Origin of the sequence: Flavobacterium sp. 5, from assembly GCF_002813295.1 — a bacterium.
Lineage (GTDB): Bacteria > Bacteroidota > Bacteroidia > Flavobacteriales > Flavobacteriaceae > Flavobacterium.
The window spans coordinates 1,336,598-1,353,786 of sequence record NZ_PHUE01000001.1 but is presented as its reverse complement, the minus strand read 5'-3'; the positions used below and the strand labels follow the sequence as shown (position 1 = coordinate 1,353,786).

The 17,189-nt window shown below is 31.0% G+C and carries 16 protein-coding genes; 6 read left to right on the top strand and 10 right to left on the bottom strand.

Going from position 1 to position 17,189, the window contains the following annotated elements:
- Positions 1-75: 75 nt before the first annotated feature.
- From CLU82_RS05585 to CLU82_RS05560, 6 genes are all read right to left on the bottom strand, one after another.
- Positions 76-630, bottom strand: a complete 555-nt coding sequence (locus CLU82_RS05585; RefSeq protein ID WP_100842159.1) for a YceI family protein — start codon at positions 628-630, stop codon at positions 76-78.
- Position 631: 1 nt separating this feature from the next.
- A complete protein-coding gene (locus CLU82_RS05580) occupies positions 632-2,038 on the bottom strand; it encodes a hypothetical protein (protein WP_100842158.1) in 1,407 nt (468 codons plus the stop codon).
- 7 nt (positions 2,039-2,045) lie between these two features.
- Positions 2,046-2,612, bottom strand: coding sequence for a YceI family protein (locus CLU82_RS05575; RefSeq protein WP_100842157.1), 567 nt, complete (start codon positions 2,610-2,612; stop codon positions 2,046-2,048).
- 796 nt (positions 2,613-3,408) lie between these two features.
- A complete protein-coding gene (locus CLU82_RS05570; RefSeq protein ID WP_100842156.1) occupies positions 3,409-3,963 on the bottom strand; it encodes a YceI family protein in 555 nt (184 codons plus the stop codon).
- Positions 3,964-3,965: 2 nt separating this feature from the next.
- On the bottom strand, positions 3,966-5,393 hold the full coding sequence (locus tag CLU82_RS05565; RefSeq protein WP_100842155.1) for a hypothetical protein: 1,428 nt from the start codon (positions 5,391-5,393) through the stop codon (positions 3,966-3,968).
- Positions 5,394-5,404: 11 nt separating this feature from the next.
- Positions 5,405-5,971, bottom strand: a complete 567-nt coding sequence (locus CLU82_RS05560) for a YceI family protein (protein WP_100842154.1) — start codon at positions 5,969-5,971, stop codon at positions 5,405-5,407.
- 609 nt (positions 5,972-6,580) lie between these two features.
- On the opposite strand from CLU82_RS05560, the gene rlmN reads away from it, so the two are divergent.
- Positions 6,581-7,624 carry a 23S rRNA (adenine(2503)-C(2))-methyltransferase RlmN gene (gene rlmN / locus CLU82_RS05555; RefSeq protein ID WP_100842153.1) on the top strand — a complete coding sequence of 348 codons (1,044 nt, stop codon included), beginning with the start codon at positions 6,581-6,583 and terminating at the stop codon, positions 7,622-7,624.
- A 57-nt stretch (positions 7,625-7,681) separates the two neighbouring features.
- Here rlmN and CLU82_RS05550 read toward each other — a convergent pair whose 3' ends face one another.
- Together CLU82_RS05550 and CLU82_RS05545 are read right to left on the bottom strand one after the other, a co-directional pair.
- Positions 7,682-8,515, bottom strand: a complete 834-nt coding sequence (locus tag CLU82_RS05550; RefSeq protein WP_198520255.1) for an IS982 family transposase — start codon at positions 8,513-8,515, stop codon at positions 7,682-7,684.
- Between the two features lie 194 nt (positions 8,516-8,709).
- Positions 8,710-9,570, bottom strand: a complete 861-nt coding sequence (locus CLU82_RS05545) for a hypothetical protein (RefSeq protein WP_100842152.1) — start codon at positions 9,568-9,570, stop codon at positions 8,710-8,712.
- A gap of 327 nt (positions 9,571-9,897) precedes the next feature.
- On the opposite strand from CLU82_RS05545, the gene CLU82_RS05540 reads away from it, so the two are divergent.
- The 5 genes from CLU82_RS05540 to dnaG all read left to right on the top strand — a co-directional run bounded on the left by CLU82_RS05540 (position 9,898) and on the right by dnaG (position 15,597).
- The gene (locus CLU82_RS05540; protein WP_100842151.1) at positions 9,898-10,875 is read left to right on the top strand and encodes a polyprenyl synthetase family protein; all 978 of its coding nucleotides are present in this window, start codon (positions 9,898-9,900) and stop codon (positions 10,873-10,875) included.
- Between the two features lie 159 nt (positions 10,876-11,034).
- Positions 11,035-11,592, top strand: a complete 558-nt coding sequence (locus tag CLU82_RS05535; RefSeq protein WP_100842150.1) for an RNA polymerase sigma factor — start codon at positions 11,035-11,037, stop codon at positions 11,590-11,592.
- A 55-nt stretch (positions 11,593-11,647) separates the two neighbouring features.
- Positions 11,648-12,346: a hypothetical protein gene (locus CLU82_RS05530; RefSeq protein ID WP_100842149.1), complete on the top strand. Its 699-nt coding sequence runs from the start codon at positions 11,648-11,650 to the stop codon at positions 12,344-12,346.
- A gap of 32 nt (positions 12,347-12,378) precedes the next feature.
- A complete protein-coding gene (locus CLU82_RS05525) occupies positions 12,379-13,416 on the top strand; it encodes a hypothetical protein (RefSeq protein ID WP_100842148.1) in 1,038 nt (345 codons plus the stop codon).
- Between the two features lie 204 nt (positions 13,417-13,620).
- Positions 13,621-15,597, top strand: coding sequence for a DNA primase (gene dnaG, locus CLU82_RS05520; protein WP_100842147.1), 1,977 nt, complete (start codon positions 13,621-13,623; stop codon positions 15,595-15,597).
- On the opposite strand, the gene CLU82_RS05515 is transcribed toward dnaG, so the two are convergent.
- Both CLU82_RS05515 and nadE read right to left on the bottom strand, forming a co-directional pair.
- On the bottom strand, positions 15,594-16,223 hold the full coding sequence (locus tag CLU82_RS05515; protein ID WP_100842146.1) for a response regulator transcription factor: 630 nt from the start codon (positions 16,221-16,223) through the stop codon (positions 15,594-15,596). The genes dnaG and CLU82_RS05515 overlap by 4 nt on opposite strands.
- Before the next feature lie 88 nt (positions 16,224-16,311).
- A complete protein-coding gene (nadE, locus tag CLU82_RS05510) occupies positions 16,312-17,109 on the bottom strand; it encodes an NAD(+) synthase (RefSeq protein ID WP_100842145.1) in 798 nt (265 codons plus the stop codon).
- Positions 17,110-17,189 lie beyond the last annotated feature (80 nt).

Here is a 17,189-nt window from a genome sequence, read left to right as displayed (position 1 = left end):
AAGAGGTAGTTTTGAAAATTATTATTTGATTCAGCTATTTAATAGTTAATAATAAAGAAGTGAAATAAAATAAAACTATAATTTATACAATACGAAATGAATTATAAATTCATTTTTCACTTTGATAACTCCACCCATCTTGGTTGGTGGTTCTAAGCCTAAATCTGTAAATTTCACTGATACTGTTCCTTCAAGTGCTTCTTTTGTATTTGTTAAATTAAGGTTTTGGTATGAAAGTGTTTTATCTGTTATACGAAAATTTAAACTGCATGTATAATTGCTTCCAGAAGGTTTTATATTGGTTATGGTAACCGTGCTTTTTGGGAATTTTGTTACTTTAATAGTGGTCTTTAGATCTTTATTCATGATTCTATTTCCACAATCAAAATTTGCTGTTGCTATTTCTGACTTCAAACTATTTTTTGTAGTTGAGTTTAAATAAATTGTATCTCTATAAGTATGAGGACAGTTACACTTGTATTTACCGACAGTAGAATTTCCTAAAATTTCTATTTTTATCTGGTTAATTATTATTGTGTTTGGATCTACAAATAAAGAAATGGGTTTAGCACTTCCTAATAAAAGGAAAAGTGCTAAACCCACAACTGTAAATTTTATTTTTTGTTTCATATTAGAAAGTAATGGCTGCTTCAAACATTACACCATTAAAATTACCACCATATAAGTCATTTAAGCTGCTACCACCGTATTGTGAGTAATCAGAATAGTTTTGATTTGTATAGGCCAGTTTAGTAATGATATTTTTAGTCATATACCAACCTAAACTTGATTCAAATCTATTTACATTGACTTTATCAGGTTGACTAGCGATGTTTCCAGATACTATATTATATCTTCCTCCAATATAGAATTGTTCAGTGTTTCCAAATCGGTAAACTAAATCGGCAGCGTATTGATTTACGTTACGAGATTCGTCAGTTCCTTTTTTGTCTCCACCCTGTGTGAATTCCAAAGTTCCGAAGAATTCTAATCCTTTGTATTTAACAAATGGGTTAATCATAAATGCTGTGTACCAGTTTGCATATCCAGGACTAAATCTACCAGTGGTGGCATTGGATGCTGGATCAAAATTGTTTGCATTAGGTGTTCCGTCGTAAGCATAAGCCTGATGTGACATAACCCCAAAATAGCGGCTACCAGCTCTGTCTGATCCCCATGGATTTGCACTCATGTTGGCGTTGTGGTTGTATGAACCTGTAATTCTCACTCTTAAATCTTTGTTCAATTGTTTGTCATATCCCAATTTTGCCAAAATAGTTGGACTTACTGTTGTGTTTGGATCTGGAGCAGATTCAGTAGGAGTTGATGTTATAAATTCGGCTACACCTTGATTTAATTTTCCATTAGTAATACCGATCATACTAACTAAGCCTTCTCTATTGTAATATACTTCCATGCCCATTTCAGTTTCGAAAGAATCCATGATGTTACCTTCGATAAACGGATTCAGAATTGCATTACCATTATCAGTTCTTCTAAAGTGTGCATCACCATAGTTATTCTCCATTTGACCTACTTTTATGGTAGTGTATTTCATGATATCGGCTAAGAAATCTTTTTTAATGAAGTCCAACTTGTCAATTTGTAAATATCCACCTTTTACCCATGTTTCATTGTGATGTCTTGAAGAAAGGTATATGTCTAAGTTTACGCGTACCCCATCTGCTAATTGAGCCCCTACTGTTAGGTTTGCAGCTGGTAAATTAAAATTATTTCCTAAGTTGTTTAGTCTGTAACCTGAAGTTCCAGCGCTTCCAGAAATATCTGCTCCATTCGAAGCTGTATATGTGCCTTCTTTTTGATCATTGAATGAGTTTAAAGCTTGGAATTGCATTGCAAATGCTCCACCTAAGTCTATACTTAAACCATCAAATTCAACATTGTCCTTCCTAACATCAAATATGTTTAATCCATCTTGGCTTCTCGGAATCATATTCTGCATTTTCCTGAAAGATACCTGTGCATCGGCAGCAGTGATTGAAAGTATACCAGCAGCAAATAAAATTATTTTTTTCATCTATTTATTATTTAAAGTTAAGGTTGAATTTTACAGTTAAGTCTTCTCCTGTTTTAATAGTTCCAAGCATAGCTGTTGGTGATTTCATTCCAAACTGTTTAAATGTTATTTTGTTGGAGCCTTGTAAAGAAACTGCTCCATTTGTTATAGTAGTTTTTACTTGTGTTTTTACTTCTTGAGCAACTCCGGCAATTGTATAAGTACCAACCAGATCCCATGTAGTTTCATTTGCTTTAACAGCTGATTTTAAAACGTATTTAACAGTTTTAAATTTATCTGTTTTTAAAGTTTTGTAAGCAACTTTGTCCATTGAACTTTTTTCACTCTTTATTGACTCAGCATTAAGATTTATTGTTAAGCTTGTAATAGCTGCTAATTTTGAATTTGTTACAGTTAAGTTAGCTGTTCCAGTTCCTAAGGCTGATTTCATAGTCCAATCATGCATGGTTGAAGTACCTGATACTGAAAAAGTTGATTTTGCAGCATTTAAAGTGAAGTTTTTCTGTGCATTTACGGATATTGTAAGTGCAAAAATGGTCAATACTGTGAATGTTTTTTTAAGAATAGTTTTCATGACTTTTTAAGATTAATTAATGTTAGTTATTGAAAATGCTTTTCACTTATTTGATTAATTTGATTTTCAAATTATTGATAAAATAGGCTTATATCTTTAGATTGTAAATATAATATTAATCTTGTTAACAAAATTTAAAATTTTTGTCAAATTAATTTTCAATGATTTGAATGTATATTTTTCGGAAATAATATTTACTCTTTTTAAAGAATAATACAACTTTTTAATTTTCTCTTTTTAAATTTATTATGCTCAATTTTTGGGGTATTTAACATAATCTATTAATTAATGTATTTTATTTAAGCTTATCAAAACTCTTGTTGGATAAGTGAATTATGACTAATTTATACAGAAAAATTGTTCCTTGTTAAGACAAATTTAATAAAATGAAAGTCATTAAAAAATAAATAGTAGTAAATATGTGCATATTTTCTACTATTTTAACAGTTTTTTATTTTTTATAAATTTGTAAGCGTGAGTTTTGCTGAGGTTTTTGTATTGGCCTAAGATTTGTTTTTTAAGCTTTAATTAGGTATAGAAAAGTATTGAGTATAAAATTCTCTTAATATTAGTATATGAAGTTGATTTTTTAGAAGTACAAAAAATGTAAGAGAAAAAAGGCTATTATACTTGTTAGTTCATTAATTTCATCTATTATAGTTGTAAATCTTAAATATATTGCTTGAGTTTTGTATGTATTGAAATTTTGATTTGAAAATTATTTTGAAATCAAAAAAAATCCTAATTAAACATTTGTTTTAATTAGGAATCAGATAGGAATGAATGATGAAATAAATTATAGTTTATGAAGGTTAAAATGAATCACGAATTCATCTTTTACTTTTATAATACCTCCCATTTTGGTGGGGGGTTCAAGGGCAATATCTGAAAATTTTACTTCGACGCTTCCTTCTAGAGATTCTTTATTGTTTTTTAGAATCATGTTTTGTAGTGAAAGAGTTTTGTCTGTTATTCGAAAATTTAAATTGCATTTGTAATTGATGCCAAAAGGTTTTATGTTCGTAATTGTAACAGTGCTTTTGGGAAACTTGGTAGACTTAACGGTTGTTTTAAGATCTTTGTTCATGATTCTGTTGCCACATTCGAAGTCACTCATAGAGATTTCTGATTTTAAACTGTTTTTAATGTTTGAGTTTAAATAAATGGTGTCCTTGTAAGGAAATGAATTGGAGCAATTGAATTTGCCTATTGTAGAATTCCCAAGTATTTCAATTTCCAGTTTGTCAATGATGATTATGTTTTGATCAATTAAAAAAGAAATGGGTTTAGCACTTCCTAATAAAAGGATAAGTACTAAACCCAAAACCATTAACGGAACTCTTTGATACATGATTAGAATGAAATCACAGCTTCAAATACTAAGCCATTAAATTTACCACCATAGAAGTTGTTTGCACTTGTTGTAGTAGTAATACTAGTAGGAGTAGAAGTAGTAGCAGTTGTAGTTTGTGAGTAATCATTATAGTTTTGACTTACATACTCTAATTTTGCCAAGATGTTTTTAGTCATAAACCAGCCAACACTTGCTTCAACTTTGTTTACGCTAACTTTATTGGCATCAGCATTAGATAATTTTCCAGATACAGTATTATATTTTCCGCCAAGATAGAATTGTTCTGATTTTCCAAATCTGTAGACAAGTTCTGCTGCATATTGGTCAGCGGTACGTTTGTCGTCAGTTTTAGCATTATCTCCCCCTGAAGCTAATTCAATAGTTCCAAAGAATTCAAGACCTTTGTATTTTATAAATGGGTTAATCATATAGGAAGTATACCAGTTTTTGAAATTAGGGTTGAATGTTCCTTCTGGTGTAGAAGTTGAACTATAATTTGATGCAACTGTAGTTGGAGAGGGAGTAACAACGCCAGTCTCTTTATTTTTAACATTAGTAACAGTGCTATAAGCGGCATTGTTCAATACACTCCAGTAACCAAATCCTGATCTAGAACTTGAATAAATGTTTGCGTTCCCCATGTTTGCACTATGGATATAAGAACCTGTAAGTCTTACTCTCAAATCTTTGTCAAGTTGTTTATCATATCCAAATTTAGCTAAAACAGTAGGGCTGACAACTGTATTATAACCTGAAGCCAATTCAGTATTAGATTGATTTAAATTTCCATTTGTAGCACCCAACATGCTTACCCATCCGTTTCTATTGTAGTATACTTCGATACCCATCTGAGTAGAAAATGCATTCATGATATTGTTTCCAACGAACGTATTTTTAAGAGTACTACCATTGTCAGAGCTTTTGAAGTGAGCATCACCGTAGTTGTTCTCCATTTGTCCGATTTTAATAGTAGCATATTTCATTACGTCAGCTAAGAAGTCTCTTTTGATGAAATCTAACTTGTCAATTTGCAAGTACCCGCCTTTCGCATAAGCTTCATTGTGGTGTCTTGAAGCTAAATAAACATCTAGATTTACTCTTACACCATCAAACAATTGAGCTGCAATAGTCATATCTGCTCCAGGAAGGCTAAAATTGTTTTGATTATTGAGTAATCGATATCCAGTGATGTCTCCATTATTTACAGGTTGGTCATTGAACGAATTTGTAGCTTGGAAATCCATATTGAATGCACCTCCTAGATCAATACTGAGTCCTTTAAATTCTTTGTCGTCTTTTTGTACATCAAAAACATTGATCCCATCTTTGCTTCTTGAAATTTGATTTTGCATATCGCCAAAGGTTACTTGGGCATTTGCAGCGGTTAAAGATAATAAGCCTGCTGCTAAGAGATAAATTTTTCTCATGGTTATGGTATTTAATTAAAATTAAGGTTGAATTTTATTGTTAAGTCTTCTCCAGTTTTTATTGCACCAAACATAGCAGTTGGAGATTTCATGCCAAATTCGGTAAATGTAATTTTATTTGATCCCTGCAAGGTTACCAGTCCGTTTGCGGCTATAGTGGTTTTTACTTGTGTTTTTAATATTTTGGATACTCCGGCAATGGTATAAGTACCAGTAAGATTCCATGTAGTTTCGTTAACTTTTTCAGCAGATTTTAAGACATATTTGATGTTTTTATTTTTATCTGTTTTTAAAGTTTCGTAAGCTACTTTATCCATACTCTTTTTTTCGCTCTTAATGGTTTCAACTGGAAGATTGATGTTAAGGCTGGTAATGTCTTCTAATTTAGAGCTGGTTATAGTTAAATTTGCTATTCCAGTTCCAGATGCTGATTTCATTTCCCAATCATGCAATGTTGAGGTTCCAAATACTGAAAAATTTGATTTTGTTTCTAAATTGTAACTTTTTTGTGCGTTTGCTGATAAGACTATTGTAAACAATGTCATTGAAGCGATAATTGTTTTAAGTGTTGATTTCATAGCTTTTTTTTTAATAATTGTAATAAAGAATTTTCGTTGTAGTAAGATTTTGCATCAAATCTTTTCTTCATCTTAACTGGTACAAATGTATTATCGAATATGAAATGAGGATATGATAAAAATCATGTTAAGGATTGTATAAAAATTGTATTTTTTTTAACGATATAGCAATATAGCTGACTATATCGTTTTTCTTAATATTTTTTTAATGTTTGTTTTAAATGGTAAAAAACCTAATACGCTGTGTATGTGGGATTTTAGGGTCTTTTTGTGTTTTTGAAATAAAAGACAATATGCTCTTTTATATTACTTTAGCAGAAGGAAATTTTTTTTATTTTGTTTTATTTTGTTTTTAAATTGTACAGTATTTCTTGTAAATATTTTTAACGGAAAAGGGTTGCGTGATTTTTAACATTTTTAATCGATTGTGTTATTATTTTTGGATGGCAAAGCAGAAGGTTCAAATGGAATTTTAAACATTATTTTTTTGATGGATTCAGCAATGGATAAATTGAATATATAAAAGAGGGTAGATAGTATTTGAATGAGATTTATTTAAAATCGTATTATCAAAACAACAATTCAATAAATAGTCATTAAATTTGCACCATGCAAATTGAGAAAAAAGACATACGCGCATTATCCAAAGATCAATTGAGGGATTTTTTCACCTCAAATGGGGATAAAGCGTTTCGAGGAAATCAAGTTTATGAATGGTTATGGAGCAAAGGAGCACATAGTTTTGAAGATATGAGTAATGTTTCCAAACAGACTCGTTCTATGTTGGAAAATAACTTCGTAATTAATCATATTAAGGTAGATACCATGCAGCGAAGTGAAGATGGTACTGTTAAAAATGCTGTTCGTTTGCATGATGGATTAGTTGTCGAAAGTGTACTAATTCCTACTCAAACTAGAACTACGGCTTGTGTATCGAGTCAAGTGGGCTGTAGTTTAGATTGTAATTTTTGTGCTACTGCAAGATTGAAGCGTATGCGTAATTTGGAACCAGCCGAAATTTATGACCAGGTTATTGCTATAGATAAGGAAAGCAGATTGTATTACAATCATCCGTTGTCCAATATTGTTTTTATGGGAATGGGAGAGCCACTCATGAATTATAATAATGTTTTGAAAGCAATCGAAATGATTACCTCTCCGGAAGGATTAGGGATGTCCCCAAAAAGAATTATGGTGTCCACATCTGGTATTCCTAAAATGATAAAGAAAATGGCAGATGATGAAGTGAAATTCAAATTAGCTGTTTCCCTGCATTCAGCAATTGATGAGATTCGTTCTAGAATTATGCCTTTTAGCCAAAATTTCCCTTTGGCAGATTTACGTGAAGCGTTGGAATATTGGTACCGAAAAACAAAATGTAAAATATCTTATGAATATGTAGTTTGGAAAGGAATCAACGATGATAAAGCTTCGATTGATGCCTTGGTGAAGTTTTGCAAATATGTTCCTTGTAAAGTCAATTTGATTGAATACAATCCAATTGATGATGGAGAATTTCAACAAGCTTCTGAAGAATCAATAAATGCGTACATAAAAGCTCTAGAATCTACAGGGATTGTTGTTAAAGTAAGAAGAAGTAGAGGTAAAGATATTGATGCTGCTTGCGGGCAATTAGCCAATAAGGAAGCTTAAGAAATTGGATATTATTAAAAAGGCATTAAAAAGAATATATTAACCCGTTGGGTGTAATTAAATTATTTGATTTTTAATATTATTTATAGGTCTATCAAAGATGAATTTATTGATATATTGAACCAAAGTTAGAGCTGTTATTTTCGCTAAAATTCTTGTTTTAAAACCTTCAAAAGTTTTGGCATAATTTCTTCGAATTAAAAATTGGTCACATAATTGCGAGAACAATGTCTCTATTCTTTTTCTTGATTTTCTAAAAATATAAGATTGTGGCTTATAGTTTTTTTGATTACTTCTTTTTGGAGTTTCTAATTTGACATTTACGGTTTGGAATAAATCCAATTGGATTGTTTCAGATAGATATCCTCTATCACCAAGAACCACACAATCAGACATTTGTTGTTTTATGTTTTTTAAAAAATGAACATCATGGACTTCTGCCTTTGTAATATCTAAAGAATGAAAAATTCCAGCGATTGAGCAAACACCATGAAGTTTATATCCATAAAACCAATTGTTTTGAGAGGCGCAAAATCCTTTTGAAGGAGCCGTTTCAAATTCATCTTTACAGATTTTAACCCTATTGTGTCGAGAAAATTTACATATCTCTAACGGCATACTATCTACAATATAATAGTTCTCAAATTCAAGAAAAAAAGAAGCTAATTTAGTTCTAACTTCTTCTAAAAATAAAAACAACTTTCTTCGCCTTTTATTAAACTGACTTCTATCGATAAGATTTAAAATATCATTAGAATTTATCTGTTTGAAAAGAGCATTTTCACTGTCAATAGACATAAATTCAGCAGTTAAACTCAGTGCAACAATCTCTAAATCAGTCATTTTTTGTTTTCTCCCAACATCAGATTTGAACTCTAATTCACAATTCAAAGAACTTATAACTTCTAAAACTCTTAGATAATTTTTTACTATATTTGACATAGATATTGTTTTGTTTGGCGACATCAAGATACTGAATTTCAGTATCTTGAACAATATCTAATGTCTCTTTTTTATTTCAAATAATTACACCCAACGGGTTATATTAGTTCTTTTTAATGCCTTTTTGATTTAATAAATTTTGATTATTTTTTTAATTCTATAGTAATCGTTATATCTGCTGTGGTTGCTAAAACTAAATTGTCACATTCTCCATTTCCATAGTCAACTAAAGTTTCAACACCGTTTTTAACTTTTAAAACAGTTCCAGAAACTGGGAAAGGTTTTTTGCATGTCATTTCATAGCGTAAAGGTGTTGTAATTGTATTTGACCACGTGTCTCCATTAGGTTTACTTGTATTCTCGCTGCCAGTAACAAGATATACATTATCCTGCCAGTTAGCTTTAGTGTCATAACCTTCGACTAATTCTCTTGTTCTGTTTCCTGTTCTGGTATAAATACTTCCATCTTCAAAAGTGACTGTCATATCAATAGTGCAGGCAAATACTGGATGTATAGTTGCAAGTAGGTCGGTGCTTTTTAGAGATCTTGTAATAGTTTTACTGCCTTGAATTTTTATACCGTTATGGTAAAATCCATCTAGAGTATAAGTGATAGTTTGCTCGGAAGTACTAAAATTACCTGAGAAACTTAGAATGATTTTTCCTTTTAACACGTTCCCATTTTCAAGCGTACATCCTTCAGTTCCAAAATCAATTGTACCTGTGAAAGTACCGTTTGTTAATGTCCATGTTGTAGTTGCGCAAGCGGGTAGCATGCTTTTCATTTCGGTAGACGACTTACTGGTAATGTTTTGTTGCATTGAAAATTGATCTTCAGCAATATTGGAAACATCATCAATGGAAGCATCAATTTTGGAATCTGTAGCAACTTGATCGGCCGGAGTTGTAGCAGCACTATTATCATTTGTTTTATCTGCTGAATCGCAACTAATAAAAAAAGCAATTGCTAATAAAGAAGCAATAAAAGATTTTTCTGTTTTCATAATTGATTGTTTTTTAAGTTTAATATAAATGACTTAATGTATCATTTTGTATATCACAAAATGCATTAAAAGGCAGTTTTTTAAAATAAATCAAAGATTTGATTAAAGTATTTTTTGAAGTAAAATTATTTGTATTTTAGTAATGAAATTTTACTGTTAAATACTATTTTTATAAAGTTATAATCATACTTGCAATCCTTATTGGTTGGATGTTTTTTAGCGTAAATAATAAAAGAACAATTGTGCAGAAAAATAAACACAATTAAATTACACTTAATATAATATGGATAACGTTTTTTTATTTAAAATAGTATATTTGACATCTAAATGAATATTACTACACAAATAAAACAGCCAATAGTTAATGAAATGGAACTTTTTGAGAAAAAGTTCTACGAATCGATGACTTCAAAAGTGGCTCTTTTAAATCGTATTACCTACTACATTGTAAATAGAAAAGGAAAACAAATGAGACCTATGTTTGTTTTCTTGATGGCAAAAATGGTCTCTAAAGGTATTGTAAACGAGAGAACTTATAGAGGTGCCTGCGTAATAGAATTAATCCATACGGCAACGTTAGTTCATGATGATGTTGTAGATGATAGTAATCGTCGTCGAGGTTTTTTCTCTATTAATGCACTTTGGAAAAACAAAATAGCCGTTTTAGTTGGTGATTATCTATTGTCTAAAGGATTATTGCTTTCTATTGATAACGGTGATTTTGATTTGTTGAAAATTATTTCGGTAGCCGTTCGAGAAATGAGCGAAGGGGAATTGCTTCAAATTGAAAAAGCCAGAAGACTAGATATTACCGAAGCTATTTATTACGAAATTATTCGAAAAAAGACAGCAACACTTATTGCTGCCTGCTGTGCTCTTGGTGCAAGATCTGTAGTAGAAGATGAGGTTCAGGTAGAAAATATGAGGAAGTTTGGTGAACTCATTGGAATGGCTTTTCAAATCAAAGATGATTTATTCGATTATTCTGAAGAAGCTATTGGGAAACCAACAGGAATAGATATCAAAGAGCAAAAAATGACCTTACCTCTTATTCATGTTCTTAATAACTGTACTGCAAAAGAAAAAAGTTGGCTCATTAATTCTATCAAAAACCATAACAAGGACAAAAAACGTGTCAAAGATGTTATTGCTTTCGTAAAAAATAATAATGGTTTGACTTATGCCGAAAATAAAATGGTAGAATTTCAACAAGAAGCTTTACAACTGTTAAACGATTATCCCGAATCCGATTATAAAGCAGCACTTGTTTTAATGGTAAACTACGTTATTGAAAGAAAAAAATAATTTTAATTTCAAAAAAAAATAATTTAAAATACTGATAAGCAGTAGTTTGTTGTGTTTGTTTGAATAAATTGTACTTTTATTTTATTTTTTTAACATACCCATGCAACCTTTTTAGGTTGATTCTCGTCTATACTTATAGAAACACTTTTTTAAAGAACTTTGAAAGTAATTAATTTACATCAGGAAGAAAATGAAGTAATTGCATTGGCTGTTAACAACAACCGACAAGCTCAACAATGGATTTATTCGAAGTATTCCCCGAAGATGTTAAGTGTTTGCCGACAATATATTAAAGACTTACAATTGGCCGAAGATGTTATGATTACTGCTTTCATGAAAGTGTTTGTCAACTTAGGACGATTTGAAAACAAAGGAAGTTTTGAAGGCTGGATCAGGAGAACGATGATTAATGAATGCATCTCATTTATCAGGGTTCGGAAAAAAGTACATTTTATAGAAGATTCAATAAGTTTTGAGGAATTTGATGGTGAAGCCGATATTCAGTTTTCTGTAGAAGATATTCAAAATTTAATTGATAGTCTGCCAGATGGTTATAGGATTGTCTTTAATTTATTTGTTGTAGAAGGGTTTAAACATAAGGAAATTGCAAGTATGTTAAGTATCAATGAAGGTACTTCCAAGTCGCAATTTGCTCACGCCCGAAGAATTTTGAAAAGTAAAATAAGTAGTTTGAGAGATAATGAGAAGAATTATTGAGAGAAAATCAATTACAAAATTCATTTGATTATAAAATCATAAAAAATGCCAGACAATGAAAAGGAGTGCTATAGAAAATCAATTTAAGGAAAAGATTAATGCAAGGGAGATTGTTCCTTCAAAAGCTTCTTGGGATAGATTGGATGCTATGTTGACTGTTGTCGAAAAACCAAAACGTAATTTTAGATGGATGTATGTTGCTGCAAGTGTTTTAGGCTTTTTGCTATTAGGTACTTTGTATTTTAATCAGAAGATAGACCAAACAGTTATTGAAAATGATACGATTACAGTTAATGAATCTAAAGTTATTCCTGAACCCAAAGCAGAACCTGTCAAGATAAATTTATCGAAAAATATCGAACAAAGAAAAGTTGTCAAAAAACAATTGGCATCTACAGAAATTAAATCGGTGACCGATTCGAATAAAGTTTTATACAATAATAAAAATCAAATTGTAGAAAAAGAAGTTATTATAGAAGAACAAACACCAATCATCAATCAAAAAGCTGAACAGCCTATAGTATTGCAAAAATCAAAGTATGTTAATGTTGACGAACTATTAGCATCGGTTGATAATGCCTCTCAAAAAAAGAGTTCTACGATAGCTAAATCCAATGTGAAAGTCAATTCAAATGAATTGCTAAGTCAAGTCGATGGGGAATTAGATCTTACTTTTAGAGAGAAAGCAATTAAAACTGTTAAACAAAATTTTAAAACAGTAAAATTAGCTTTGAGCAATAGAAATTCAGAATAAATCATCAATCACATTTTTAAAAAAAAACAATCATGAGGAATTTTAAAATTTACTTAGTAGTATTAGTATGCCTTTTTGTGAACCAAATAAGAGCTCAGGAAACATTTGAAGAAAGAGCAAAAGATATTGCATCTAAAATAGAAGATGTCGTAAAAGAGGAAAAAAAAGAATTGAAAGTTGAAGTTGAAGCCGTAAATGAGCAATTAGCTCTGGGTAAACTCACGAATGAAGAAGCTGATGAAAAAAAGAAAGTTTTGGCAGAAGCTCGTGCGAAAACAATAGAAGAAAAAGTAGCGAAGATGGAAGAGGAACTACAAGTATTGGTTCAGGAAAAAGTAGATGGAAAAATCAAAAACGTAGATACTTCCAAAACGATAACTATCCATTTCAGCAAAGATTATTTTTCTCATAAGAAGTGTTCAGATGGTGAAAAAAGAACTACTTCACAGTTTGTGTTTGCACTCGGGGTAAATAATTTGGTGACTGACAAACAAGTTGCTAATTCGGATTTTAAATATTGGAGATCTCACTTTTACGAATGGGGATTGACTTATAATACTAGGATTTTGAAAGATGATAATTTGTTACATTTTAAGTACGGAATGTCGTTGATGTATAATAATCTAAGATCTACAGACGATCGTTACTTCGTTAAAAATGGCGGGCAAACTGATTTAGTCACTAGTACAGTCCATTTAGATGAATCCAGATTTAGAAATGTATATATTATGGTGCCTCTGCACTTAGAATTTGATTTTACTAAGAAAGAAATACGTGATGATGCTACTTATTTTAGAACTCATAAAAGTATGCGAGTTGGTTTAGGTGGATATGCAGGGTTTAGGGTAAAATCAAAACAAATCCTTGGTTTTGATGATGCTAGCGGGAATGATGTGGATCAAAAAACGAAAGGTAATTATAATGTAAATGACTTTAATTATGGGTTAAGTACCTATGTTGGATATAAAGAAACAAGTATTTATTTAAAATACGATTTGCAACCTTTATTTGAGAATAACACTGTTGATCAAAATAATATTTCATTAGGACTTCGTTTCGATTTTAATTAGTAATTAGTTAACTTGTTTAATGTGAAAAGTGCTTCATTTTTGAAGTGCTTTTTTTGTTTTTATACAGTTTGATTTATGTATTTTTGCAATATTACTAATATTACTAATATTACTTTTTTAATATTACGTTGTAACACATTAATATTAGCAATCCAGACTTAGCTACTTAGAAACTTAGTTGCTCAGCAACTTAGAATTAAAAAAATGATTTCACAAGCAACAATAGATACCGTTTTTGAAACTGCTCGAGTAGAGGAGGTTATTGGCGATTTTGTACAATTAAAAAGAGCAGGAAGTAATTTTAAAGGATTAAGTCCGTTCTCAGATGAGCGTTCTCCATCCTTTATGGTTTCGCCGGCAAAAGGAATTTGGAAAGATTTTAGTACTGGAAAAGGAGGGAATTCTGTTAAGTTCTTAATGGAGCATTCACAATTTACCTATCCAGAAGCTATTCGGTATTTAGCTAAAAAATATAATGTCGAAATTGAAGAAACGGAACTAACAGATGCCGAAAAGGCAAATACAGATGTTCGCGAAAGTATGTATTTGGTTTCTGAATTTGCCAAAGATTATTTTCATAACACCCTTTTACATTCTGAAGAAGGTAAAGCTATAGGTCTTTCCTATTTTAAGGAAAGAGGTTTTACGAACGAAACTATAAAGAAATTTTCTCTTGGATATTCACCTGAAACATGGGATGCGCTTACCAAAGAAGCTTTAGGGAAAGGATATAAATTAGAATTTCTAGAAAGTACCGGATTAACTATTGCAAGAGAAGATCGTCCTTTTGACAGATTCAAAAGCAGGGTGATGTTCCCTATTCAAAGTATGTCGGGAAGGGTGCTTGGTTTTGGAGGACGAATTTTAACCAATGATAAAAAAGCAGCTAAATATCTAAACTCACCAGAGAGTGATATTTACCATAAAAGTAAAGTGCTTTATGGTATTTATCAAGCTAAACAATCTATAGCAAAATTAAATAATTGTTTTTTGGTTGAAGGATATACAGATGTAATTCAATTTAATCAAGCAGGTGTTGAAAATGTGGTTGCATCTTCAGGAACAGCCCTAACTCCCGATCAAATTCGATTAATTAATAGACTGACCAGAAATATTACGGTTTTATTTGATGGTGATGCAGCTGGACTTCGTGCTTCTATTCGAGGAATTGATTTAATTCTCGAAGAAGGTATGAATGTAAAAGTATGTAGTTTTCCTGACGGAGAAGATCCTGATAGTTTTGCCAGAAAGACTTCTTATGAAGATTTAATAGCCTATTTAGATGAGAATGCTAAGGATTTTATTCAGTTCAAAGCGTCTCTTTTGATGAATGATGCAAAAAATGATCCAATTAAAAAAGCAGATTTGATTCGTGATATGGTTGCCAGTATTTCTAAGATACCAGACAGAATTCAAAGGGAAATTTACATTCAGGAATGTTCTAGAATAATGGATATTTCAGAACAAGTTTTGACCAGTACATTGGCTCAATTGGTTAAAAAAGATGTTGCTGAAGTTGGAAAAAAAGTAAAACAGGAGCAAACGGCTTTTGAAATTGTAAAAAATGAAACTCCAGTTCAAGCTGCAAAAGTAGATGTTTTGTATCGTTTGGAGCGAAAAATAATTGAGATACTATTATTGTACGGAAATAAAACTGAAGAATTTGAAGATGTTTTTTTAAGAACTAATGATTCAGGTGAAATTGAAAATGTAACCGAAAAGAAAGAGTATAAAGTCTACCAAAGAATTTATTTGAGTTTACAGGAAGATGAAGTGGAACTAGCAAACCCTTTATTTCGCGATATTTTTAATGACATGATTCAATATTTTCTTCAAAATGAGAATGTAGAAATTGAAAAATATTTAATGCACTTAAATTCTGATTTTGCTCAGGAAGTTACTGATATTTTAATGGAAGATGAAAGGTTGGTCTTGCATAATTGGATAGGGCAAAATATTATTCCAAAAACCAAAAATGAAACTATAAGTCAATATGTGTCAGAAACTATTCTAACGATGAGGTGGTATTTGGTAGATAAAATTATAGATGAATTAAAAAACTCTGTATCAAATGAACCAGGTTCAGATAATACAGAGTCTATGTCTTTAGCAATGGATTACTACAAGCTAATTAATTCTTTTTCAAAAAAATTAGGAAGAGTAATGTCACGCTATAGTTAAACGATCTCTAAAGTTTTAGCTTTATTTACTAAATCTACAAGATTTGTAACGTTTAATTTTGTCAACAATCTTAATTTGTAAGTACTGATTGTTTTTTCGTTAAGCGATAAAATCTCAGCAATTTCGTGGTTTTTCTTACCATCGCTTAAATAACGCAATACTTCAACTTCACGATTTGAAAGTTTTCTGTACAAACGTTCACTTTTGCTTTGTTTTGCAATCAGAGCAATGTTTTTCATGACAGCTTCATTCATGATGATTTTACCTTGGTTCACTTTGATGATCGATTGACCCAAAGTTTCCAGTTTTTCGGTTTTGTGAACAAATCCAGAAACTCCTGCTTTAATAGCATTTGGAGCATAAATTTGTTCTGAAAGCCCGCTGTAAAAAATAATTTTTGTTTTTGGAAAATTTTTCAAAACCGATTTGATTTCGAAAATACTTGATAAGCCTTCAAGTTCTAAGTCCAATACAAGCACATCTATTTCTTTGGTAAGAAGGATGTCTTTTACCATTGCGAAATTCCCAACGTTTGCAACGATTGAAATTTCTGAATGGTCTTTGAAGTACGATTTTATTCCAAAATGTACTACAGGATAGTTATCTGCTAAACAAACTTTAATCATGGTATTTAGTTTTAGGATTGTTTTTGAAGATATAAAATTATAAAAATATTTTGTTATAAGTATAATTTTTCGGACAAATTATTTTTTTTTAACAGTTTATTATGCAAACAGGTATTGAATTCATTTTATGCTGGTTGTTTTTGTTAAGTTTTTTATAAATTTCGTAAACAATTTTTTGACGTTCTGTGAAAGTATTAGTGTCTGTTTTTGATTCAGTTACCTCCATTGCCCACTCTAATTCATCATAACTTGCACCTAATTGATCTTCATCTGTTCGATCATCACCAAATAATCCATCTGTAGGAGAAGCTGTTAATATAGAATCAGGAATTTTTAAATAAGCTCCTAATTGGTATACTTCGGATTTCATTAAATCAGCTATTGGGCTCAAATCAACTCCGCCATCTCCATATTTAGTATAGAAACCAACTCCGAAATCTTCTACTTTATTTCCTGTCCCAGCTACTAATAAACCATGGATGCCTGCAAAATAGTACAAAGTAGTCATACGTAAACGCGCACGGGTATTAGCAAGCGATAAATTTACTGCCGTTTCATTATTAGTTGTTGGGACTTCTTTTTTGAAGGTTTCAAAAACCGAGGTTAGGTCGGCAACGGAATTTGTTACATTTGGAAATCTGTTTTTTAATTGCTCAATATGCTCTTTTGCTCTTGAAACATGACTTGGAGCCTGATGAATTGGCATTTCGACGCATAAAACTTTTAAACCTGTTTGCGCACAGAGTGTTGAGGTTACTGCTGAATCTACACCGCCGGATATTCCTATTACAAATCCATTAACTTTTGAAAGTTCAGCATAACTTTTTAGCCATTCGACAATATGAGTATTTACTTTTTCGATTTGAAGCGTTCTTTTTTTAGTCATAATAGTTTAAGTTTTAAAAAGCAGGAATGTATATTTGCAAAAAAATAAGTAAAATGGTTTAAGAATTCCTTTGGAAACAA